18 protein-coding genes are annotated in these 22,937 nt (G+C 65.9%); 10 read left to right on the top strand and 8 right to left on the bottom strand.

The annotated features are described in order from the left end of the window. Window positions 1-7 precede the first annotated feature (7 nt). Together FHW97_RS12850 and FHW97_RS12845 are read right to left on the bottom strand one after the other, a co-directional pair. A complete protein-coding gene (locus FHW97_RS12850) occupies window positions 8-517 on the bottom strand; it encodes a GNAT family N-acetyltransferase (RefSeq protein WP_171799162.1) in 510 nt (169 codons plus the stop codon). A 212-nt stretch (window positions 518-729) separates the two neighbouring features. Next, complete coding sequence (locus FHW97_RS12845; RefSeq protein WP_171799161.1) at window positions 730-2,136, bottom strand: short-chain fatty acyl-CoA regulator family protein; 1,407 nt, start codon at window positions 2,134-2,136, stop codon at window positions 730-732. A gap of 147 nt (window positions 2,137-2,283) precedes the next feature. Here FHW97_RS12845 and FHW97_RS12840 point away from each other — a divergent pair, with 147 nt between their 5' ends. The 4 genes from FHW97_RS12840 (at window position 2,284) to FHW97_RS12825 (ending at window position 5,310) form a co-directional block, all read left to right on the top strand. Further along, window positions 2,284-3,876, top strand: coding sequence for an isocitrate lyase (locus FHW97_RS12840; RefSeq protein WP_062781687.1), 1,593 nt, complete (start codon window positions 2,284-2,286; stop codon window positions 3,874-3,876). Between the two features lie 34 nt (window positions 3,877-3,910). Continuing rightward, entirely contained in the window at window positions 3,911-4,069 is a 159-nt protein-coding gene (locus FHW97_RS12835; RefSeq protein WP_022678438.1) for a hypothetical protein, read from the top strand. Window positions 4,070-4,371: 302 nt separating this feature from the next. Beyond that, window positions 4,372-4,530, top strand: a complete 159-nt coding sequence (locus tag FHW97_RS12830; protein WP_156306574.1) for a hypothetical protein — start codon at window positions 4,372-4,374, stop codon at window positions 4,528-4,530. An 87-nt stretch (window positions 4,531-4,617) separates the two neighbouring features. Next, window positions 4,618-5,310, top strand: a complete 693-nt coding sequence (locus FHW97_RS12825) for a glutamine amidotransferase (RefSeq protein ID WP_171799160.1) — start codon at window positions 4,618-4,620, stop codon at window positions 5,308-5,310. Between the two features lie 55 nt (window positions 5,311-5,365). On the opposite strand, the gene FHW97_RS12820 is transcribed toward FHW97_RS12825, so the two are convergent. From FHW97_RS12820 to FHW97_RS12810, 3 genes are all read right to left on the bottom strand, one after another. Then, the gene (locus tag FHW97_RS12820; RefSeq protein ID WP_171799159.1) at window positions 5,366-6,580 is read right to left on the bottom strand and encodes an argininosuccinate synthase; all 1,215 of its coding nucleotides are present in this window, start codon (window positions 6,578-6,580) and stop codon (window positions 5,366-5,368) included. A gap of 254 nt (window positions 6,581-6,834) precedes the next feature. Beyond that, window positions 6,835-7,617, bottom strand: a complete 783-nt coding sequence (locus tag FHW97_RS12815) for a 3-hydroxybutyrate dehydrogenase (protein ID WP_062781696.1) — start codon at window positions 7,615-7,617, stop codon at window positions 6,835-6,837. Window positions 7,618-7,690: 73 nt separating this feature from the next. Next, window positions 7,691-8,833: a patatin-like phospholipase family protein gene (locus tag FHW97_RS12810; RefSeq protein WP_171799158.1), complete on the bottom strand. Its 1,143-nt coding sequence runs from the start codon at window positions 8,831-8,833 to the stop codon at window positions 7,691-7,693. 212 nt (window positions 8,834-9,045) lie between these two features. Here FHW97_RS12810 and smpB point away from each other — a divergent pair, with 212 nt between their 5' ends. The 6 genes from smpB (at window position 9,046) to alaS (ending at window position 17,930) form a co-directional block, all read left to right on the top strand. Continuing rightward, window positions 9,046-9,528 (top strand): SsrA-binding protein SmpB, encoded by a 483-nt coding sequence (smpB, locus tag FHW97_RS12805; protein WP_107717820.1) that lies wholly within the window; start codon window positions 9,046-9,048, stop codon window positions 9,526-9,528. Window positions 9,529-9,653: 125 nt separating this feature from the next. Then, the gene (locus tag FHW97_RS12800) at window positions 9,654-10,199 is read left to right on the top strand and encodes a DUF2062 domain-containing protein (protein ID WP_022678433.1); all 546 of its coding nucleotides are present in this window, start codon (window positions 9,654-9,656) and stop codon (window positions 10,197-10,199) included. 16 nt (window positions 10,200-10,215) lie between these two features. After that, window positions 10,216-12,726 (top strand): ATP-binding protein, encoded by a 2,511-nt coding sequence (locus FHW97_RS12795; RefSeq protein WP_253941762.1) that lies wholly within the window; start codon window positions 10,216-10,218, stop codon window positions 12,724-12,726. A gap of 380 nt (window positions 12,727-13,106) precedes the next feature. Then, window positions 13,107-14,177: a recombinase RecA gene (gene recA / locus FHW97_RS12790; RefSeq protein WP_022678432.1), complete on the top strand. Its 1,071-nt coding sequence runs from the start codon at window positions 13,107-13,109 to the stop codon at window positions 14,175-14,177. A 212-nt stretch (window positions 14,178-14,389) separates the two neighbouring features. Further along, window positions 14,390-15,220 carry a class I SAM-dependent methyltransferase gene (locus FHW97_RS12785; RefSeq protein WP_054131994.1) on the top strand — a complete coding sequence of 277 codons (831 nt, stop codon included), beginning with the start codon at window positions 14,390-14,392 and terminating at the stop codon, window positions 15,218-15,220. Between the two features lie 64 nt (window positions 15,221-15,284). After that, the gene (gene alaS, locus FHW97_RS12780; RefSeq protein WP_171799157.1) at window positions 15,285-17,930 is read left to right on the top strand and encodes an alanine--tRNA ligase; all 2,646 of its coding nucleotides are present in this window, start codon (window positions 15,285-15,287) and stop codon (window positions 17,928-17,930) included. Between the two features lie 160 nt (window positions 17,931-18,090). On the opposite strand, the gene FHW97_RS12775 is transcribed toward alaS, so the two are convergent. The 3 genes from FHW97_RS12775 to FHW97_RS12765 form a co-directional block, all read right to left on the bottom strand. Continuing rightward, complete coding sequence (locus tag FHW97_RS12775; protein WP_171792609.1) at window positions 18,091-19,860, bottom strand: cation:proton antiporter; 1,770 nt, start codon at window positions 19,858-19,860, stop codon at window positions 18,091-18,093. A 102-nt stretch (window positions 19,861-19,962) separates the two neighbouring features. Continuing rightward, the gene (locus FHW97_RS12770) at window positions 19,963-21,534 is read right to left on the bottom strand and encodes a DUF1963 domain-containing protein (RefSeq protein ID WP_168351411.1); all 1,572 of its coding nucleotides are present in this window, start codon (window positions 21,532-21,534) and stop codon (window positions 19,963-19,965) included. A 155-nt stretch (window positions 21,535-21,689) separates the two neighbouring features. Continuing rightward, window positions 21,690-22,913, bottom strand: coding sequence for an NADP-dependent isocitrate dehydrogenase (locus FHW97_RS12765; protein WP_171799156.1), 1,224 nt, complete (start codon window positions 22,911-22,913; stop codon window positions 21,690-21,692). Between the last annotated feature and the right edge of the window lie 24 nt (window positions 22,914-22,937).

Below are 22,937 nucleotides of genomic sequence, written 5' to 3'. Positions count from 1 at the left end.
GACTTGATCAGCCCCGCCAAGGCCCCAGCATGCCTTCGCCCGGAAGGACGGCAGGGTTGGCGGTGCGGCACAGCAGGCGCTGCGGATCGAACGGCCCAGGCAATTGCCAGCCAGCGGTGTGCGCGTTGCTGAAGCCGAAAAAGCGTTCGTAGTATTCCGGATCGCCGATCATCACCTGCGGCAGTGGCGCCCGTGGATCGATCGCGGTCAGGCTGGCCGTGACCAGCGCTTTGCCATAGCCGCGCCCCTGCTGGCCGGGCATGACGGCCACCGGGCCAACCATGATCATCGGCACGCGGCGCCCCTCGGGCGTGGTCAGCGCCACGGGCCAGCACTGGATCGTGCCGGCCAGCATGTCTTCATCGTCCAGCGCGGCAAACGACAGGCCGGGCAGGCAATCGATCCCCTCGCGCAGGCGATAGGCAGTGCGCTGGCGACGCTCCGGCTCGAACGCGGCATCGAGCAGCTCTTCAACCAGTTGCGGATCGACATCGGCCAGGGGAATGATCGTGGACAAGAACAGGCGCCTTGGGAATCGTGAAACGTGCCGGGCCGATAGCGGCCGGGGGGCAGGGGGTCAAACGATTGGGGATGGCGGGAAGCTACATGCTCCCCCTCCTCTTCAGAGGAGGGGGCTGGGGGGTGGTGGATGCCGCGCGCGTCGAGTCAGCGTTCCACCACCCCCAACCCCCTCCTCTGAAGAGGAGGGGGCTATAGATAGTTGCCTCCTCAGCTTTCACTGAAAACGTAGGGCACGGCCGCGCGGCGATAATCGTCGGGCAGGATTTCGCGGCCCAGCGGGGGCTGGGCGCGGGCCGGGCATTCCGCGCGCTGGCATAGGCGGCAGGTTACGCCCACCGGCGTTGCCGCGGCGGTTTGCGGATCGACGCCCCGTGCCGCCGCCAGGCGCGGGGCGGCCTGGGCCGGGCAGACCAGCGCCATGGCGCGGTGCACTGGCGGCAGGCCGGGGCCGGCGGGCGTATCGATCGTGCGCGCCATCGAAAAGAAGCGGTCGCCATGGGGCATTTCCAGCCATTGGGTCAGCACCTCGCCAGGACGGGCAAAGGCTTGGTGCAGGCTCCACAGCGGGCAGCCGCCGCCCTGCGCGGCAAAGGAAAAGCCTGCGCCATCGATGCGCCGCACCACGTTGCCGGCGCTGTCCAGTTCCACCAGGAAGAACGGCACGCCTTCCTGGCCCGGCTTGGTCAGCGTGGCCAGGCGCAACGCGGCCTGCTGCCATTCCACGCCAAACAGATCGGCCAGGCCCTGCACGTCATAGCCCTGCGCCTGGGCAGCGCGGGCAAAGCGGTCATAGGGCATGAGCACGGCCGCTGCGCCCAGTTCGGCCAAGGCGCGGCGGACCAGTTGCGCCGCCGTTGCGCTGGCGAAGCTTTCCCCGCGCACGATCGCGGCAATATCGGGGCGTAGGCTGGTATAGGCGATGTGCAGCGCGATCTGCCAGGCGCGGCGCTGGGGGCCCAGGCATTCGTCGAGCAGCAGCTGTTCGTTGTGCCGGTCATAGCGCGCCAGGGCACCCATCATCACGCTGGCCGGCATGGCACGCACGCGCAGGCCATTGCGGCGCAGCCATTCGGCGCCACCGCCGGCCGTCTCGATCTCAGCGCTCAGTGCCTCCGCGCGGGTTTCAATGCCTGCAAACCAGTGCCCGCGCGCGGCCAGGAAGCGCCGCGCCTCACCCACCGGATCGGCAGCCGGGGCAGCGCCAGCCGCCTCGCGTCCTTCGGCCAGCGCCTGGCCGGCGCGGGCATAGGCGCCGTGCAGGCGCAGCATCGCCTCGGTCATGCCGGGAAAGCTGGTGGCCAGGTCTGCCACTTCCAGCGCGGGCAGGTCGATCTCGGCAAACAGCGGATCGCGCAGCGCCTCGGCCAGGCGGCGGGCGTGATCGTCCCGGTCTTGCGCGGCGAGGTCGGCCATGTCGAGCCGATAGGTCGCGGCCAGGCGCAGCAGCAGGTCGGCGGTCAGCGGGCGCTGGTTGCGTTCGATCAGGGCGATGTAGCTGGGCGAAACGCCCATGTCCTCGGCCATAGCCTGTTGCGTCAGCCCCAGTTCGCGGCGCAGGCGCTTGATCCGGGGGCCAAGGTAAAGCGGGCGGGAAGGGGTTGCAGGGCGGGCCATGGCACCATTCTTGTCATGCCTGCACAACTTTACAAGCAAAACATGTAAAGTTTGACAACAAGACCCCGCAGCGCATTCCGCAGTGCATCATGCCGGCCTATTCCGGGTGCAACGAGACACCATCGTATAGCGGAAGGGGCACATGCCATGACGTACCAGCAATCGATCATCGAGGCAGATCGCACGATCACGCCGAACACCCACTGGGATGGCATTGCCGCCGAAAGCGTGGCGCGCATGCGCCTGCAGAACCGCTTCCGCACCGGACTCGACATCGCACGCTACACCGCCGCGATCATGCGCCGCGACATGGCTGCCTATGATGCCGATCCGGCCAACTATACCCAGTCGCTGGGGTGCTGGCATGGCTTCATTGGCCAGCAGAAGATGATTTCCATCAAGAAGCACTTCGGCACCACCAAGGGGCGCTACCTCTACCTGTCGGGCTGGATGGTTGCGGCGCTGCGCAGCGAGTTCGGGCCGCTGCCCGACCAGTCGATGCACGAAAAGACCAGCGTTGCCGCGCTGATCGAGGAACTCTACACCTTCCTGCGCCAGGCCGATGCGCGCGAGTTGAACCAGCTGTTCCGCGATCTGGATGCCGCGCGTAATGCCGGTGACCAGGTCAAGGCCGCCAAGATCCAGCACGACATCGACACTTACGAAACGCACATCGTGCCGATCGTTGCCGATATCGACGCCGGGTTCGGCAATGCCGAGGCAACCTATCTGCTGGCCAAGAAGTTCATCGAGGCGGGCGCCTGCTGCATCCAGATCGAAAACCAGGTTTCCGATGAAAAGCAGTGCGGCCACCAGGACGGCAAGGTGACCGTGCCGCATGAAGACTTCATCGCGAAGATCCGTGCGGTGCGCTATGCCTTCCTCGAACTGGGCGTGGACGATGGCGTGATCGTCGCCCGTACCGACTCGCTCGGTGCTGGCCTGACCAAGCAGATCGCCTTCACCCGCGAGGCTGGCGACATTGGCGACCAGTACAACGCCTTCCTCGATTGCGAGCCGGTCGATGCGGCCAAGATCGGCCATGGCGATGTGCTGATCACCCGCGACGGGCAACTGATGAAGCCCAAGCGCCTGCCCTCGAACCTCTATCAGTTCCGCCCTGGAACCGGTGAGGATCGCTGCGTGCTGGATTGCATCACCAGCCTGCAGAACGGCGCTGACCTGCTGTGGATCGAAACCGAAAAGCCGCACATCGGCCAGATCGGCGGGATGGTCTCGCGCATCCGCGAGGTGATCCCCAATGCCAAGCTGGTCTACAACAACTCGCCCAGCTTCAACTGGACGCTCAATTTCCGCCAGCAGGTGTTCGATGCCTGGGCCGCGGAAGGCAAGGACGTGAGCGGCTTTGACCGGGCGCGGCTGATGAGCGTGGACTATGACGAAACCGAACTGGCGGCAGAGGCCGACGAGCGCATCCGCACATTCCAGCGCGATGCCGCCCGCGAAGCCGGCATCTTCCACCACCTGATCACGCTGCCGACCTATCACACGGCCGCGCTCAGCACCGACAACCTGGCCAAGGAATACTTCGGCGAGGCGGGCATGCTGGGTTACGTCAAGGGCGTGCAGCGCCAGGAAATCCGCCAGGGCATTGCCTGCGTCAAGCACCAAGCCATGGCGGGTTCGGACATCGGCGACGATCACAAGGAATACTTTGCCCGCGACGCCGCGCTCAAGGCCGGTGGCGCACACAACACCATGAACCAGTTCGCGGCTTGAGCCGAGCCGCGAATATAATCCAAGGAGAAGGACAATGGCTGAACCTGCCCGTGCCCGTGCAGTCCTCTCGACTGAGGACTTCAAGCTGATCCGCGAGGCTGTGCTGCACTACCTCAAGGCTATCGAGGACAAGCCCGAATCGGTGAAGTTCTCACATCTCTATCACCGCCTCGGCAGCGCCATGGGCCGTTGAGCCCGCGCTGACACGAGGAAGACCACGACTTCGCTTTTCCTGGGGAGGAAAGGCTGGCCCGTCGGGCGCCACAGCGGCGCACGGCGGGCCTTCTTCTTGGGCGCTCAAGGAAATCTTTGGCGGCCTTCAGGTTTTCTCGAATGACATTTATCAACTGAAACGGTAGAGAAGGTGCATCGGCCTTGTCCGGTCGCGGCTTTTGATCCTGCCAGCTTGCTCCGCGTCACCAACAGCTAAAGCGCACGAAAGCGAGGCCATGTGGCCAGGTTCGTGTTCGGCCCTGTGAAAAGGAGAATGCGACGATGTCCCGTTTGAACGCCCGCCCGATTTCCCGCCGTCCGGCCCCCCTCCGCGCCAATGCGCCGCTGCCCCACCCTTCGTGGGGCACGCTGGGGCTGGCGCGGCCGGATGGCGAGCGGCCCAGCACGGCGGAAGAATTCTTTCGCCGGCTGGGCCTTTGAATGCTGCCTTCTGTTCAGCCACGCGGCTATAGAAAACCGCATGGGCCTGCTTGCCGGCCTGCAACCGATTGATCACGATAAGGCTCCATGAAGTCCGCGCTCATCATTCGCCACGTGCCCTACGAAGGGGTGGCCGGCTACCGCCAGCCGATCGAGGATGCCGGTTACCAAGTGGATCGCATCGACGTGTGCGATCCCGCTTTCCCGTCGCTCGACCTGCGCGAGCCTGATCTGCTGATCATGATGGGCGGGCCGATGGGCATCTATGACCAGATCGAGCATCCCTGGATCCGCTGCCAGATGCGCCGCCTGGCGCTGCGCCTGGCCGCGGACCGGCCGACGCTGGGCGTCTGCTTTGGCGCGCAGATGATCGCGGCGGCGCTGGGTGCGGATGTCTATCGCGGCCACGCTCGGGAAGTGGGGTTTCATCCGGTGCAGGTGCATGTGGCCGACAGCCCGTTGCGCCATGTTGCCGGCGTGCCAGTGTTGCACTGGCATGGCGACACGTTCACTCTGCCGCCGCATGCCGAACTTCTGGCCTCAAGCCATGTCTATCCGCACCAGGCGTTTCGCCGGGGGCGCAATCTGCTGGCGCTGCAATTTCATGCCGAAATGGGCGAGGACCCGCGCTTCGACGCCTGGCTGGCGCAATCGCCCGAAGACGTAGCGGCCGCCGGCCATACCCAGGCCACGTTGCGGCACGCCCACGATGCCCATGGCCCCGGCGCGGTCGAGGCCGGACGGGCGATGATCGGGGAATGGCTGGCGGGCCTGGCCTAGGCCGCGTGGCAGGCGCGGGGCACGATGGGCCCCGGCGCCTGCCTGGGTTCCGGCTTTAGCGGCCCTGCTGCGCGAGCAGGCGCAGGCGCAGCGCGTTGAGCTTGATGAAGCCGGCCGCGTCCTTCTGGTCATAGGCGCCAGCATCGTCTTCGAACGTCACGTGGCGCTCGGAATAGAGGCTGTCGGGCGACTGGCGGCCGACGACCGAGGCCAGGCCCTTGTACAGCTTGAGGCGCACAGTGCCGTTGACCTTGGCCTGGCTGTGGTCGATCGCAGCCTGGAGCATCTCGCGCTCGGGCGAGAACCAGAAGCCGTTGTAGATCAGCTCGGCATACTTGGGCATCAGCTCATCCTTGAGATGCGCCGCGCCGCGATCGAGCGTGATCGATTCGATGCCGCGATGCGCCACCGCATAGATCGTGCCGCCCGGGGTTTCATACATGCCGCGGCTCTTCATGCCGACGAAGCGGTTTTCCACCAGATCGAGGCGGCCGATGCCGTGCTTGCGGCCCAGTTCGTTGAGCGCGGTGAGCAGGCTGGCGGGGCTCATCGCCTCGCCATTGAGCGCCACGCCATCGCCCTTGGTGAAATCGATGGTGATGTATTCCGGCACGTCGGGCGCGTCTTCCGGGTTGACCGTGCGCGAATAGACGTAGTCGGGCACTTCCTGCCACGGGTCTTCCAGCACCTTGCCTTCCGACGAGGTGTGCAGCAGGTTGGCGTCGGTCGAGAACGGGCTTTCGCCGCGCTTGTCCTTGGGCACCGGGATCTGGTGCTTTTCAGCCCAGGCGATCAGCGCGGTGCGGCTGGTCAGGTCCCATTCGCGCCACGGCGCGATCACCTTGATGCCCGGCTCCAGCGCATAGGCCGAAAGCTCGAACCGCACCTGGTCGTTGCCCTTGCCGGTGGCGCCATGGGCCACGGCATCAGCACCGGTTTCGCGGGCGATGTCGATCAGGCGCTTGGAAATCAGCGGCCGCGCAATCGAGGTGCCGAGCAGGTAATCGCCTTCATAGCGGGCATTGGCGCGCATCATCGGGAAGACGAAATCGCGCACGAATTCCTCGCGCAGGTCGTCGATATAGATGTGCTCGGGCTTCACGCCCATCAGTTCGGCCTTGGCGCGGGCCGGTTCGAGTTCCTCGCCCTGGCCGAGATCGGCGGTGAAGGTCACGACCTCGCAGCCGTATTCCACCTGCAGCCACTTGAGGATGACGGAGGTATCGAGCCCGCCCGAATAGGCCAGGACGACACGCTTGATCTCGGACATGGGCGGGGCACTCCTCAAACTGAAAGACGCGACAACCAAAAAGACGGGGCGCGCCTAACAGGGAGGGGGGCAGATCGCAAGGCAAACGGGGCGGCGGGTCATGCGCGATTGCCTAGGGTGCGTGGGATTTGGAACAGGGGGGAGCGAGAATGGGTGCTTTCGAGAACCGGCCCGCAGCGTGCTTTTGGCACGTGAGGACCGGAAGCACAGAAAGCGGCCGTTCGCAGCCCGCCCTGTTCCAAATACCGCGTGCCCTAGTTCATGAACCAGCCGTGGCTGGCTACCAGCGACTGGCCGGTGAGCGCGTTGGTGGGGAATGCGGCAAAGAACAGCGCCACTTCGGCGATATCGTCCACCGTCGTAAATTCGCCATCCACCGTCTGGCCGAGCATGACGTTCTTGATCACCTCGTCCTCGCTGATGCCCAGCTCCTTGGCCTGCTCTGGAATCTGCTTGTCCACCAAAGGCGTGCGCACGAATCCGGGGCAGATCAGGTTGCTGCGCACGCCCTTCTTGCCGCCTTCCTTGGCGATGGTGCGCGCCAGGCCCTCGAGGCCGTGCTTGGCCGTGACATAGGCGCTCTTGAGCGGCGAGGCTTCCTTGGAATGGACCGAGCCCATGAACAGGATTGCGCCGCTGCCCTTGGCATACATGTGCGGCAACACGGCCTTGCTCGTCAGGAAGGCGCCATCGAGATGGATCGCCAGCATCTTTTTCCAGTCGGCAAAGGCGAAGTTTTCCACCGGGTTGACGATCTGGATACCCGCGTTCGACACCAGAATGTCCACGCCACCCCAGGCGTCCACCACCTTGGCCACGCCGGCGTTGACCTGGTCTTCGCTGGTCACGTCCATTTCCACGGCCATGGCGGCGCCGGGGTGATCGGCATTGATGCCATCGGCCGCAGCCTGCGCCGCGTCGAGCTTGAGATCGGCAATCGCCACGCGGCCACCGGCGGCGGCATAGCGCTTGGCAATGGCCAGGCCGATCCCGCTGGCAGCACCGGTGACGATGGCGATCTTGTTGTCGAGATTCATGGTTTCACTCTCCAGGGTGTTTGGCCATGGGCCGTGGTCGGTCCCCAAGCAGGAAGCGTAAAAATCGGGTGGATCAGGCCAGATCGAGCGTGACGATGCCGCGCTGTGGCCGCTTGCGGTTTTTCCAGCGCGGGCTGGCAAACGAGCGCTCGACATCGCGCCGGCCGTTTTCCCAGTGGCCGATCGCGGTCATGCGCGAAAACTCATAGTCCTTGTTCTGCGTTTCATAATCCTCGCTGCGGTTGATCAGGTGCAGGATCGTTACCGGCCCGTCCTGGGCATGGGCGGTCAACGTGGCGAGGTCGGCATCGTCGGCAAATTCGGGCGGCAGCCGTTCAGCGAGGCGCGCGGCGGCTGCCTCAAGGGCTTCGATCCGCTTCTGCATGTCGGTGTTGAGCCGGGTGCGGCTGGAAAAGCGGATGTCTTTCTCGCGCTGCGCGGTCTCGGCCAGGCTGCGTGGCATCATGCCGTGGGCGGAAAACAGATCGACCTGAAATACCAGCACGGGATCGCGGGCCGCCTGGGCGCGGGCCGGATCGTGGCGGTCAGCCTCGCGCGCGCGCTCGTCCAGCACGAATTGCAACGGGGTGTTGGAAACCAGGCCCCCGTCCCAATAGGGATCGCCATCGATCATCACCGGCGGAAAGCCGGGGGGCAGCGCGCCGCTGGCCATGATGTGCTCGGGCTCGATCAGGCGGTCGCGGTTGTCGAAATAGGCGAAGTTGCCATTGAGCACGTTGACCGCGCCCACGCTGAAACGCACTTTGCCACTGTTGATCAGATCGAAATCCACCAGTTCCAGCAGCGTCTTGCGCAAGGGGCTGGTATCGTAAAGGCTGATCGATTCCGGCGATCCGGGCAGGGCCAGCCACGATGGCGTGGTGCGTGGGGTGAAAAAGCCGGGAATGCCGGTCAGCGCCACCGATGCTGCGGCCCATTCGTTGAACAGGCGGCGTCCCCAGCCATCGGCGAATGGCGATTTGAACGGAATGCGCGAGCTGGCCTGTTCCCAGAACGCGCGCAGGTTGCGCACCCGGCGTTCGGGCGGATTGCCGGCAATCAGCGCGGCGTTGACCGCACCGATCGAAATGCCGGCCACCCAATCCGGGCTATAGCCATTGCTGGCCAACGCCTCGAACACGCCGGCTTGGTAGGCGCCCAGCGCTCCGCCGCCCTGAAGCACCAGAACACATCTTTCGCACGTGGCATCAGCCATTATCGTTCCCGTCCTGCACCCGGCCTGTCGTGCACCCAGTGAGGGATGATGCCGGCTTGTGCACTGCACTATGAAGCGAGTGTGTGGCGCCAACGTGAAACTGGCAAGAGCGGTTCCCACCGCGGTGTGCCGATTATCGGAGAGCCACTTGCAAATTCCGCATGCTCGGGCGCTTTCCATGCCGGCAATACCACCCTACATGGGCAGGCATCATGGCAAGACCCACACCCCTCGCATTCGACAAAAAGAAGATCGTCGCCGAAAACCGCCGCGCGCGGTTCGAGTATTTCGTCGAAGACGTGTACGAGGCGGGAATCGCGCTCACCGGCACCGAAGTGAAATCGCTCCGCTTTGGCGAGGGATCGATCGCCGAATCCTATGCCGAGGTGAAGAACGGCGAGGTCTGGCTGGTCAATTCCAACGTGCCCGAATTCAGCCACGGCAACCGCTTCAACCACGAGCCCAAGCGCCCGCGCAAGCTGCTGCTCAAGGAACGCGAGATCGCCAAGTTCCACGGCGCGGTGGAGCGCAAGGGCATGACGCTGGTGCCGCTGTCGATCTATTTCAACGGACGCGGCCGGGCCAAGGTGGAACTCGCCCTGGCCAAGGGCAAGAACGCGGCCGACAAGCGCGCTACGATCAAGGAGCGCGATTGGCAGCGCGACAAGGCGCGGATCATGCGCGAACACAGCTGATGGTGCCGGGCCAGATGCACGTTCGGCTTCATCGCTTGGCAAGCTGAACAGATGCATGGTGGCACTTCCGGCCGGACACGGTCTCACCGGCTATGCGCCACCACTCCTTGGGAATCGCCGTTTCAATGCGCCAGAAGATTGCCACGATGGTTCGCGCTTCGATGCCCACGCGCGAGCAGATGGAGCGCAACCGCCTGACCGGGCGGCTGGCAGCGCGGGCCGAGCTGTGGCGCTTTACCCGCCGCTCGGTGCCGCGCGGCGTGGCGATCGGGCTGCTCGTCGGCATCTTTGCGATGATCCCCGGGGTGCAGATCGCCGGCGCTGCGGCGATGTGCCTGCCATTCCGGGGCAACGTTCCGATCGCGGCGGGGATGACGTTCCTGTCCAATCCGGCGACAACGCCACTGTTCATCGCTGCCTCGCTGGCGCTAGGCAACTGGTTCGGCTTTCATGCCGATGTCGCCACGTTCATGGCCCTGTTCGAACGCGGCGCCAGTGTGGCGGAATGGACCGGCTGGCTGCTGTCGGATGCGGCCCCGGCGTTGATTTTCGGATTGTTCGTGATCTCGGTGGTGGCCGCCGCGCTCGGCTATGTCATCGCTGCATTTGCCTGGCGCTGGTGGACGGTGCACAAGCGGCGCACGCGCCTGGCGATGCGGGTGGAGCAATAAAGGGGGCGGGCGGCCCATGCTGCCTGTCATGGTAAAGGGAGCAAGCGTGCCGGCCGCAGCGGGCGATATCGACGGGGGCAACAATTTGTCCGGGGATCTGTCCGGGGCGCCGCACGCCGCTGGCAAGGGCCCGGCATGGCGGCGCGATGCCGCCTGGGTGGCTGCCGCCGCACTGGCCGGGGCTGCGCTGCTGTGGCTGCTGGCGGGTGATGCTGTGCTGGCCGCAGCCTACCTGCTGGGCATTGCCGCGCTGGCCCTGGTGGCGCGCCTGCTGCTGCGCTTCGTTCCCGCACGTGGAGAGACTGCACCGGCCGCGCCCGATTGGTCGGTGACCTTTGCCGCGATCGAGCGGCCCGATGAAGCGCTGGCGATCCTCGATCGTGCCGGCCGCCTGGCCTGCGCCAACAGCCGCTTTGCGGAGTGGTTTGGCCATGTCGCGCCGCCGCGCCTGCCGCTCGATGGGCCGGCTGTCGAAGCGCTCGATGGCGCGGTGCGCGCCGCCTGGCGCGATGGCCGGGCTCAGATTGGCGAAGTCACTTCGGCCAAGGGGCGCTGGCGGGCAGAACTGCTGCGCGCCGGGCGTGGGCAGGATCACCTGGTGTGCCGGTTCATTCCCTTGGAACAGGTAGACCTGGTGGCTGACATGGCGGGGCACGTGGCCGGAAAGCTCGGCCGTGCCCTGGCCCGCGAAGGCATCCAGGCGGCCGTGGTCATGCCCGATGGCCTGGTGCGCGCCGCCAACCGCGCCTTCGCCACCCGCGCTGGCGGGGAGGGCGCGCAGGTGGGGGGCAGCGATTTCGTCTCATGGTTCCGTGCCGATGATGCCGAACGCATTTTCTATGCCCGCGAAGGCGCGCGCGGCACGCCGGTGCGCTTTGTCCACGTGCCGATTGCCGATCCCGATGGCGTGGCCAGCACCGATCCGGCGCGGGTGCCTTCGCTGTTCCTGATCATCGACAACGATGGCGCGCTGGGCGATGCCCGCGCCGGGCTGCCGCAGATCGAGGCGCTGCTCTCGCGCCTGCCGCTGGGCCTCGCCATGACCGATCGCGATGGCCGCTTCCTCTTTGCCAATCGTGCGTTCCTGCGTGCGGCTGGCCATGATGATACCGTGCCGCCGCCCTATCCCTCCGACCTGGTGATCCGCGAAGACAAGGGCGCGCTGGCCGATGCCGTCCGCCGCTATACCCAGGGCGCGCCCACGGCGGGCGACGTGGCGGTGCGCCTGCGCGCCTCGCCCGAAGAGCCGGTTTCGCTCAGCCTCGCCGGCGTGCGCGGCATGGGTGAAGGCGCCGTGCTGCTCAGCCTCAAGGATTCGACCGAGGAAGCCCGCCTCAAGCGCGAGATTGCCCAGGCCACCAAGATGCAGGCAGTGGGCCAGCTGGCCGGCGGCGTGGCGCACGATTTCAACAACGTGCTTACCGCGATCATCGGCTATTGCGATCTGATCCTGATGCGCCACACGCCGGGCGACAGCGATTACGACGATATCCAGCAGATCAAGGCCAATTCCAACCGCGCTGCCTCGCTCACCCGGCAATTGCTGGCCTTTTCGCGCCAGCAGACGCTGCGCCCCGAAGTGCTGCAACTGCCCGATGTGGTGGCCGAGGTTTCCACCCTGCTCAAGCGCCTGTTGGGCGAGAAGATCCAGCTCGACGTGACCCACGATCGCGATCTGGGCCTGGTCCGCGCCGATCCGGTGCAGCTGGAGCAGGTGTTGCTCAACCTTGCCGTCAATGCCCGCGATGCGATGACCGCCAACGGCGCCGATACCAAGACCGGCGGCACGCTGCGCATCGCCACGCGGCGGGTGAGCGCCAATGACGTGCGGGCGATGAAAAGCGAAATCCTGCCCGTGGCAGACTATACCGCGCTGGTGGTGGAAGACACCGGGCACGGCATCAAGCCCTCGCAGATCGGCAAGATCTTCGAACCGTTCTTCACCACCAAGGAAAAGGGCAAGGGCACCGGCCTTGGCCTTTCCACTGTCTATGGCATCGTCAAGCAATCGGGCGGCTTCATCTTTGCCGATAGCGAGGTGGGCAAGGGCACGCGCTTTACCATCTACCTGCCGGTGCATGTGCCCGATCCGGCCGAGGTGGCTGAGGCGGCCAAGCCCAAGGGCGAGACGCGCCGCACGCAATGGACCGGCGGCGGGTGCGTGCTCTTGGTAGAGGACGAGGACACCGTGCGCGCCGTGGCCGAACGGGCGCTGGTCCGCCAGGGCTATGAGGTGACCACGGCGGCCGATGGCGAGGACGGCCTGGAAGCGCTGTCACGCATCATGGCGGTTGGCGGGGATATCGACCTGGTGGTGTCCGACGTGGTCATGCCCTCGATGGACGGGCCGGCCATGGCGCGCGAGATTCGCCGGGTTAAGCCCGATCTGCCGGTGCTGTTCATGTCAGGCTATGCCGAGGAGCAGCTCCGCCGCGAGATCGACATCCCCAACATGCATTTTCTGGCCAAGCCGTTTTCGGTGGCGCAGATCGTGGCGGCGGTGGAACAGGTGCTGCGTGGGGAGTGATTGCCCCTCCACCACCCGCTGCGCGGGCGGTTCCCCTCCCCACGATGTGGGGAGGACCTGCAAAATCCTCCCCACCATGTGGGGAGGTGGCAGGCCGCAGGCCTGACGGAGGGGCGGGTCGATAGGCCCGCTGAGTCGCCAATCCCGCCACGATGGCAGCATTTTCCCATACCGTTAAAATGCCAGGCTGCGCAGGGTTTGCGCCGCCGCCCAGCTTGAAAAAGCGCTCGAAAATCCCCATGTTTCCAGTGCGCAGCGGGAATTGTCTCCGCTCTGGAGAGAATTTTTCGTTCCCCTCTTGTTCCATTGGAACAGAATAAGTACATTGTTCTGCGTGTTGACGGTTCGTGTCAGCCATCTCTAGGCAAGGGGAAGCAGCCATGGCGGCGCAGCTCAAGCTCATTCAGGAAGGCAAAGAAAAGGACATGGATCGTCAGAAGGCGCTAGACGCCGCACTGGCCCAGATCGACCGCGCATTCGGCAAGGGCTCGGTGATGAAGCTGGGTTCCAAGGAGACGATGCAGGTGGAAGCGATTTCCACCGGCTCGCTCGGGCTGGACATCGCGCTGGGCATTGGCGGCCTGCCACGCGGCCGCATTATCGAAATCTATGGCCCGGAAAGCTCGGGCAAGACCACCCTGGCGCTGCACGCCATTGCCGAGGCCCAGAAGACCGGCGGCACGGCCGCCTTCGTTGACGCCGAACACGCGCTCGATCCGGTCTATGCCAAGAAGCTGGGCGTCAACATCGATGAACTGATCGTCTCGCAGCCCGACACGGGCGAGCAGGCGCTGGAAATCGTCGATACGCTGGTCCGCTCCAACGCGATCGACATCCTCGTGGTGGACTCGGTCGCCGCGCTGGTGCCCCGCGCCGAAATCGAAGGCGAAATGGGCGACAGCCACGTCGGCCTGCAAGCCCGCCTGATGAGCCAGGCACTGCGCAAGCTGACTGGTTCGATCAGCCGTTCGCGCTGCATGGTGATCTTCATCAACCAGGTGCGCATGAAGATCGGCGTGATGTACGGCAACCCGGAAACCACCACCGGCGGTAACGCGCTCAAGTTCTATGCTTCGTGCCGTCTCGATATCCGCCGCACCGGCCAGATCAAGGATCGCGACGAAATCACCGGCAACACCACTCGGGTGAAGGTCGTCAAGAACAAGGTCGCCCCGCCGTTCAAGCAGGTCGAATTCGACATCATGTATGGCGAAGGCATCTCCAAGATCGGGGAAATCCTCGATCTGGGCGTCAAGGCCGGCCTGGTTGAAAAGTCGGGCGCATGGTTCAGCTATGACTCGGTGCGCATCGGCCAGGGTCGTGAAAACGCCAAGAACTTCCTGCGCGAAAACACCGAACTGCGCGATCGCCTGGAAGCGGCGATCCGTGGCCGGACCGAGCAGGTGGCCGAAGGTCTGATGGCCGGCCCTGACGCTGACGACGATATCTGATCAGGCGTTGATCTGATCCGCAGGGCGCGATGGCGGCAGGCTGCCGCGCCACGCCCTGCCGTTCCTTGCTCCCGGCGCGTCGTTCCTGGTGAACGGCGCGCCGTTGGCGTTGTGGCCAGGCGAAGTCTTTCATCCCGGCTACAACGCCAGGATCAGGGCGTGACGCAAGCGCCGCTGTCGCCAAGCTCGCGGCGATCGTTTATACCGGCAGCATGACACAGGCGATGGATTGGCAGGGCGGCGTCGGCCGCGCCTGGGCAGAAGAATGGCAGCGCACCGATCGCACCTTTGCGCAACTGACGCCGGCCTTGCTGGCAACGATCGCTGCCATGCCCGGCCATCGGGTGCTCGACATCGGTTGCGGTGCGGGCGAACTGGCCTTGTCGCTGGCCGCTGCCAGACCCAAGGGCGCGGTATGCGGGATCGACCTGTCGGCTGATCTCATCGCTGCCGCGCAGCAGCGTGGGGCCGGCCGCGCCAATGTGCGCTTTGCCATCGCCGATGCCAGCCAATGGCAGGATCCTGCTTTCACGCCCGATCTGCTCGTCTCGCGCCATGGCGTGATGTTCTTTGCCGATCCGCCCGCCGCCTTTGCCCATCTGGCCGCCGTGGCGGCGCCGGGGGCGCGGCTGGTGTTCTCGTGCTTTCGCGCCCCGGCTGAAAACGCCTGGGCCAGCGCCATGGCGGGCCTGGTGCCGCCGCCGGCGCAGCCTGCTGATCCGCATGCGCCCAACCCCTTTTCTCCAGGCCCGTTTGCCTTTGCCGATCCCGATCATGTGCGGGCCATGCTGGCGGGGTGGACAGACCTGGCCTTCACGCCCCACGATTTCGCCTATCTGGCAGGCGAGGGGCCTGACGCCGCCGAGCAGGCCCTGGCCCTGTTCCGCCGCATCGGGCCGGCCGCCTCGGCCTTGCGCCAGGCAGCGGAGGCTGACCGCGCCGGGATCGAGCAGCGGCTGCGCGCGGTGATCGCCGCCCACACCCGCGATGGCAAAGTCATGTTCTCCGCTGCCGCCTGGATCGTTACCGCCACGAAAGCGTAATGCGATCACGGTTAGCGATGAATCCCGCTTGTTCCCAAGCCACGCCTCGCCTAATCGGCGGGGCATGACTTCGACGAACGAAATCCGCCGGTCCTTCCTGGAATACTTCGGCTCGCAAGGCCACGAAGTGGTGCCATCCGCGCCGCTCGTTCCTTACAACGACCCGACGCTGATGTTCACCAATGCGGGCATGGTCCCGTTCAAGAACGTCTTCACGGGCCTGGAAACGCGCAGCATTCCGCGCGCCACGTCTTCGCAGAAGTGCGTGCGCGCCGGGGGCAAGCACAACGATCTGGATAACGTGGGCTATACCGCGCGGCACCACACGTTCTTCGAAATGCTGGGCAATTTCTCGTTCGGCGATTACTTCAAGGAACAGGCGATCACCAACGCCTGGACTCTGCTGACCAAGGTTTGGGGCATTCCTGCCGAAAAGCTGCTGGTTACCGTCTATCACACCGATGAAGACGCCGCCGCACTGTGGCGCAAGATTGCCGGACTGCCAGACGACAAGATCATCCGCATCGCCACCAAGGACAATTTCTGGGCGATGGGCGATGATGGCCCATGCGGCCCGTGCTCGGAAATCTTCTACGATCACGGCGCGCATATCGCTGGTGGCCCTCCGGGCAGCCCGGACGAGGATGGCGATCGTTTCATCGAAATCTGGAACCTCGTGTTCATGCAGTTCGAGCAGGCCGCCGGCGAGATCGTCGGCGAGCTGCCCAAGCCCTCGATCGATACCGGCATGGGGCTTGAACGCATTGCCGCCGTGCTCCAGGGTGAGCACGACAACTATGACACCGACACGTTCCGCGCGCTGATCGCCGCCTCGGAAAGCCTGACCGGCGTGAAGGCCACCGGGGAACATACCGCCAGCCACCGCGTGATCGCCGATCACCTGCGCTCGTCCAGCTTCCTGCTGGCCGATGGCGTGCTGCCGTCGAACGAAGGACGCGGCTATGTGCTGCGCCGGATCATGCGCCGCGCCATGCGCCACGCTCATCTTCTGGGCGCCAAAGACCCGCTGATGCACCGCCTGGTGGGTTCGCTGGTGACGGAAATGGGCCAGGCCTATCCCGAACTGGGCCGTGCCCAGCCCCTGATCGAGGAAGTGCTGCAGCGCGAGGAAACCCGTTTCCGCCAGACGCTGTCGAACGGCCTGCGCCTGCTCGACGAAGCGTCGGCTGGGCTGGGCGAAGGCGACAAGCTGCCCGGCGAAACCGCGTTCCGCCTCTACGACACGTTCGGCTTCCCCTATGACCTCACCGAAGACGCGCTGCGCGCCCGTGGCGTGAGCGTCGATCGCGAAGGCTTTGACGCGGCGATGGCCCAGCAGAAGGCCGCCGCGCGCGCCGCCTGGAAGGGTTCGGGCGAGGCGGCATCGAGCGAAGTGTGGTTCGACATTGCCGAGCGCGAAGGCGCGACCGAGTTCACCGGCTACACCGCCACCAGCGGTGAGGGCGTTGTCGTGGCCCTGGTCAAGGACGGCGTTGAAGTTACCGAAGCCCAGGCCGGCGACACGGTGACCGTGCTGACCAACCAGACGCCGTTCTATGGCGAAAGCGGCGGCCAGATGGGCGATGCCGGTACGATCGCCGGCGCCGATGGCCTCAAGCTGACGGTGACCGACACGGCCAAGCCGCTCGGCCGCCTGCACGCCCACCAGGCCGTGGTCGATGCCGGCACGATCCGCGTGGGCGATGCCGTGCAACTGGCGGTCGACGTGGTGCGCCGCGATGCCACGCGCGCCAACCATTCCGCCACGCACCTGCTGCATCAGGCACTGCGCAACCGTTTGGGCGCGCATGTCACGCAAAAGGGCTCGCTGGTTGCGCCCGATCGCCTGCGCTTCGACTTTTCGCATCCCACGGCGCTGAGCGCGGACGATATCGCCGCGATCGAAACCGAGGTGAATGCCGAAATTCGCGCCAACGAGGCAGTCAACACCCGCCTGATGACGCCCGACGATGCAATCGCCGCCGGTGCCATGGCGCTGTTCGGCGAAAAGTATGGCGATGAAGTGCGCGTGCTGTCGATGGGCCGCACCACGGACAAGGTCTATTCGGTCGAACTGTGCGGCGGCACCCATGTGCGCGCGCTGGGCGATATCGGCGTGTTCCGCATCGTGGGCGAAAGCGCAGTGTCTTCGGGCGTGCGCCGGATCGAGGCGCTGACCGGCGAAGGCGCGCGGCAGTGGCTGATCGGCCGCGAAGACGCGCTCAAGCACACTGCCAGCCTGCTGCGCACCACGCCCGATGACGTGGAAGCGCGCGTCGCCGCGCTGATCGAAGAGCGGCGCAAGCTGGAGCGCGAACTGGCCGAAGCCAAGAAGGCGTTGGCCCTGGGTGGTGGCGGCGCCAAGGCCGAGGCAGCCGACGAAAGCGTGGGCGGCGTGACCTTCTCGGGCCAGGTGCTCGAAGGGCTCGATCCCAAGGAACTGCGCGGGTTGCTCGACCAGGCCAAGCAGCGCATCGGTTCGGGCGTGGCGGTGATCGTCGCGGTCAACGATGGCCGCGCCTCGATCGCGGCGGCGGTAACCGAGGATCTCGCTGGCAAGGTCAGCGCCGTCGATCTGGTCCGCGCCGGCGTGGAAGCGCTGGGCGGCAAGGGCGGCGGCGGCCGGCCTGACATGGCCCAGGGCGGCGGCCCCGATGGCAGCAAGGCGGCCGACGCCTTGGCTGCGGCCAAGGCCGTGCTCGCCGGGTAATTTTCTGGTGCTGGAGGGGTTGGTTGTTCGCCAGCCCCTCCGTCAGCCCTTTGGGCTGACACCTTCCCACCTTGTGGGAGGACCGTACCAAATCCTCCCCACACCGTGGGGAGGGGGACCACCGCGCAGCGGTGGTGGAGGGGCCCTTACCTTCCTTCCGTTACCGCTCGCGCAAACGGCTCGCCTTGAGGCGCGGCGGCGCGGCGAGTTCGCCCTCGGCCATGATCTGCTGGCGAAACTGATCGCGCTTTTCGTGAATCGAGGCGATGACCGGGCCCATTGGCACACCCAGGTCGACCAGCACCGCTTCTGACAGTTGCAGCGAGCTTTCCAGCGTTTCGGGCACGGCGTGGCTGGCGCCAGCGCGATAGAGCTGCGCCGCGTGGCCCGGATCGCGCGCGCGTACGATGATCGGCACGTCTGGCGCCAGGGTGCGCAGCTTGCGCACGATGCGCAGCGCCAGCACCGGCTCGTCCATGGTCACGATCACCGCGCTGGCGTCAGCCAGATTGAGCCGGTCGATCACCGCAGCGCTGTCGATATTGCCGAACAGCACCGGCAGCCCGGCGGCGCGCGCGGCGCGGACCACGGCCGGTTCGGCATCGAGCGCGAGGTAGGGGCGGCCGTGCTCGGCCAGCATTTCGCCGATCAGGCGGCCCACGCGGCCAAAGCCCAGGATCACGGTGCGGCGGCCTTCGGGTTCTTCCACAGCGACCTCGTCCGCTCGGGCGCGATTGCGCACGCGGCCGGCGCCCAGCTGGCCCACTTTGGCCAGCAGCGGCGTGATGGTGAGGCCAATGGCAGTAACGATCTGCCAGAACTGCGCGGTGGCTGGCTGGATCAACTGGGCCTGCGCCGCCGTACCCAGCACGATCAGCGTGGTTTCCGATGGGCTGGACATGAGAATGCCGGTCTCGATCGCAGTCGACCTTTCCTTGCCCCAGAACAGAAGCAGCAGACCGGTCACCACTGCCTTGGCCACGACCACGCCCAGCACGCCCAGCGCCAGCGGGCCGAAATTGGCGGCCAGCACGCGCAGGTCGATCCCCATGCCCACGGTGATCAGGAACACGCCCAGCGCCAGGCCCTTGAACGGCTTGGTGATTGCCTCGACCTCGCCATGGTATTCAGTCTCGGCGATCAGCAGGCCAGCGAGCAATGCGCCCATGATCGGCGAAAGGCCGGCCGCGCCGGTGGCGAGAGCCGCCACGATCACCACCAGCAGGCTGGCGGCCAGGAACAGTTCGGGGCTCTTGGTCTTGGCGGCCTGGGCAAACAGCGGGGGCAGGCCGAACCGTCCGAACACCAGCAGCGCGACGATCACAGCGCCACCCTTCCACAAGGTTTCGACCAGGCTGGGCGCGTTGGCCGCTGCCACCGGGGCCATGGCGCCGAGCAGGAAGATGATCGGCACCAGCGCGATATCTTCGAACAGCAACATTGACAGCGCGGCCCGGCCAACCGGCCCCTGCGTGCCCGAGATCGGCAGCACCAGAGCGGTGGAGGAAAGCGCCAGCGCCAGGCCCAGGCCGAGTGCCCCAGCGACCGGCTGGCCCAGCAGCATGAGGCCCAGGCCCACGAGCAGCGCCGAGCCGATCAGTTCCATCGCGCCCAGCCCGAACACGAGCCGCCGCATCGACCACAGGCGATTGAACGACAGTTCCAGGCCAATCTCGAACAGCAGCAGGATAATGCCGAACTCGGCAAACGGCTCTATCGCGTGGGGATTGGATATCGTGATGTAGTGCAGCCAGGGCATCTGCTGCGCCAGCGAGCCCAGGCCATAGGGGCCGACCAGCAGGCCAACCAGGATAAAGCCAATGATCGGCGTGATGCGAAAGCGCGCAAAGGCGGGAATGACGATACCCGCCGCCCCCAGGATCACCAGGGCATCGGAAAGTGCGGACGTGGGAAGAAGCTGGCCTGCCATGCCGCGCAGGCTAGGGGGTGGAGTCCGGCTTGGCCACCCCTGGCGACGGTAAGTTTGTGTGGCTGACCAGCAAAAGCGCCACCGTTCCGGGTGGGAATCGGCTCAGACGGCGGGCGCGGTCACCTCGACGGCGGCAAACTGTCGCGCGGCAAGGTCTTCGGGCGTGATCCAGAACTGCAGGACGTGGTCACCCAGGTGGTGGCCCAGTGCTTCGTCGGCCGAGAGTTCCAGCAGCAGCAATTGGCGGCGGATGCGGTCGGATTGATCGGCCTCGGTTTCGCACGGCGCGGCGAGCAGGCGATCGGGCACGCGGGCGTGCACGCGCGCAGCGGTGCGCACCGCCAGCGCGTGGCGATAGGCCAGCCGCGCCACGAGTTCATCGGGAAACGCCGCCGCGCTGCCGGGCAGGGCGTGCAGCGTGGTTTCCACCGCGGCCACGCAGCCACGCGGCGCCACCAGGCGGGCGAGGGGGGCATAGCTGGAAAACCATTGCCAGAACGCGTCGCGCACCGGCGCGGTGACGTCGGCAAAGGCCGCCTTGTTGCGCGCCAGAGCATGCCATTCGCCACATTCGCTTTCGATCTGGGCGAGCAGCGTGCGCCGATCCTCGTCCGCCAGATCGGGCCAGAGCGCGCGGGCGGCAGCCACGCTGGTCCGCCCGGCTTCGCGCAGCAGCATCGCCACCAGCGTCTGGATCGACAGCCAATCGTGCGGGAAACCGGGCCAGGGCCGATCCATCAGGCCATCGTCGCGCAGGCTGAAATCGTTGGGCGAGAGGGCAAAGACCGCAACCGGGCTGCCCTGTGCGGCAAGCAGGGCATCGGCGGTGGCCGCACTTTCGGGCCAGGTCAGCGGCGGCGCGGCCGGATCGTGTGCCGCCGTGGTCAATTCGATCACAGCGGGCGCGAACGGCCAGCGCGGCAGTACCTGTGGCGCGTCGGCCGCGTCGATGGCCCATGGCCAGGCCTGAGCGGCCGCATCGGCATAGGCCGGCGGCAGATCAGCGGGGGGCTCTGCCTCGGTCCATTCGGCTGCGCCGGCATCATCGATCCAGATCACGCGGCCTTCGGTTGTGGCGGCGCCGCCCGGCGCGGCAGAGAGATCGGCAAAGAACAGCAGCGCGCCGCTGCCGGGCAACACGCCCAGGCGTGCGCGGGGTGGCACTTGCGCACAATCCACCTGCAACAGGAAATGCAGCGGCAGGCCGGTGTGGGCAGAGCGCGGCCACTCCAGAGGCCCCGGGGTAAACGGCACGCCGCCATAGAAGCTGTGCGCCCCGGTGGGCGCGGGCGGGAAGGATTGGCGAAACACCACGGCCTGGGCCAGAGCGCCGGCGATGGCGGCGGGCAACCCGCGCGACTGGCGCGGGGCAGCCGGTTCGGCCACGAATGGCGCGGTCGGTTGCGCGTCGGCACTGGCTGCCTGGGCAGCGGTGACGAACGCGGGCAGGCTCGGGCCATCGTCTGGCATATCAGCCTGATCGGCGGCGGTGCCGGCGCCGGGGCCAAAGTTGCGGCGGCGCTGCGGTGGGGGCGGGGCTTCTTCGACAAGTTCGGCCTCTTGCGCGGCCAGGGCGGCGGCGCGGCGGCGGCGCACGATCAGCAGCACCACAAGCGTGGCGAGCACGGCCACCACGGCCAGCGCGATCCCCACCATGGGTGCCAATTGCGTCATGCTACTCACTTTGCCCAAGGCCCCCTTGCCCACGGCTGCTTGCGCCTGTTGTGCCCCGCAAGACCGCGTTTATTCCTGTTAGGACGTTCCCACCCCAAAAGAAAAGGCCCCGGCAGACGCCGGAGCCTTTCTTTTTCATGCGAAATGGCGCGGGTTCAGGCCCAGGCAGCCATTTCCTTTTCCAGGTTTTCCACGATCGCTTCAAAGAACTTTTCCGTGGTCATCCAGGGCTGGTCGGGGCCGATGAGGATCGCGAGGTCCTTGGTCATCTTGCCGCTTTCCACGGTTTCGATGCACACGCGCTCCAGCGTTTCGGCAAAACGCACCACATCGGGGGTTTCGTCGAACTTGCCGCGATACATCAGGCCGCGCGTCCACGCGAAGATCGAGGCGATCGGGTTGGTGCTGGTCGCCTTGCCCTGCTGGTGCTGGCGATAGTGGCGCGTCACGGTGCCGTGGGCCGCTTCGGCTTCCACGGTCTTGCCGTCGGGCGTCATCAGCACCGAGGTCATCAGGCCGAGCGAGCCGAAGCCCTGCGCCACGGTGTCGGACTGCACGTCACCGTCATAGTTCTTGCAGGCCCACACGAACTTGCCCGACCACTTGAGCGCGGAAGCGACCATGTCGTCGATCAGGCGGTGCTGGTATTCGATGCCGGCGGCAGCGAACTTTTCCTTGAAGCCTTCGGTGTCGAACACTTCCTGGAACAGGTCCTTGAAGCGGCCGTCATAGGCCTTGAGGATGGTGTTCTTGGTCGACAGATAGACCGGCCAGCCCAGGTTCAAACCATAGTTGAAGCTGGCGCGGGCAAAGTCGCGGATCGAATCGTCAAGGTTGTACATCGCCATGGCGACGCCGGCCGACGGGAAATCGAACACTTCGAGATCGATCGATTCGCCGTTCACGCCGTCGAACACCAGGCGCAGCTTGCCCGGGCCGGGGATCAGGGTGTCGGTCGCCTTGTACTGGTCACCAAAGGCGTGACGGCCAACCACGATCGGGTCAGTCCAGCCCGGAACCAGGCGGGGCACGTTCTGGATCACGATGGGCTCGCGGAACACCACGCCGCCCAGGATGTTGCGGATCGTGCCGTTGGGCGACTTCCACATCTTCTTGAGGCCGAATTCTTCGACGCGGGCTTCGTCCGGGGTGATCGTGGCGCACTTCACGCCCACGCCGTACTGCTTGATGGCGTTGGCCGAATCGATCGTGATCTGATCCCCGGTTTCGTCACGCTTTTCGACCGAAAGATCGAAATACTTGAGGTCCAGGTCGAGGTAGGGAAGGATCAGGCGTTCGCGGATCCATTCCCAGATGATGCGGGTCATCTCGTCGCCGTCGATCTCGACGATCGGGTTCTTCACCTTGATCTTCGCCATAGCCGTCCTGTTGCCTTGCCTGGG

It is taken from the genome of Novosphingobium sp. SG754 (assembly GCF_013149315.1).
Taxonomy (GTDB): Bacteria; Pseudomonadota; Alphaproteobacteria; order Sphingomonadales; family Sphingomonadaceae; genus Novosphingobium; species Novosphingobium capsulatum.
The sequence above is the reverse complement of the archived record's forward strand: the minus strand, read 5'-3'. Positions and strand labels throughout refer to the sequence as shown.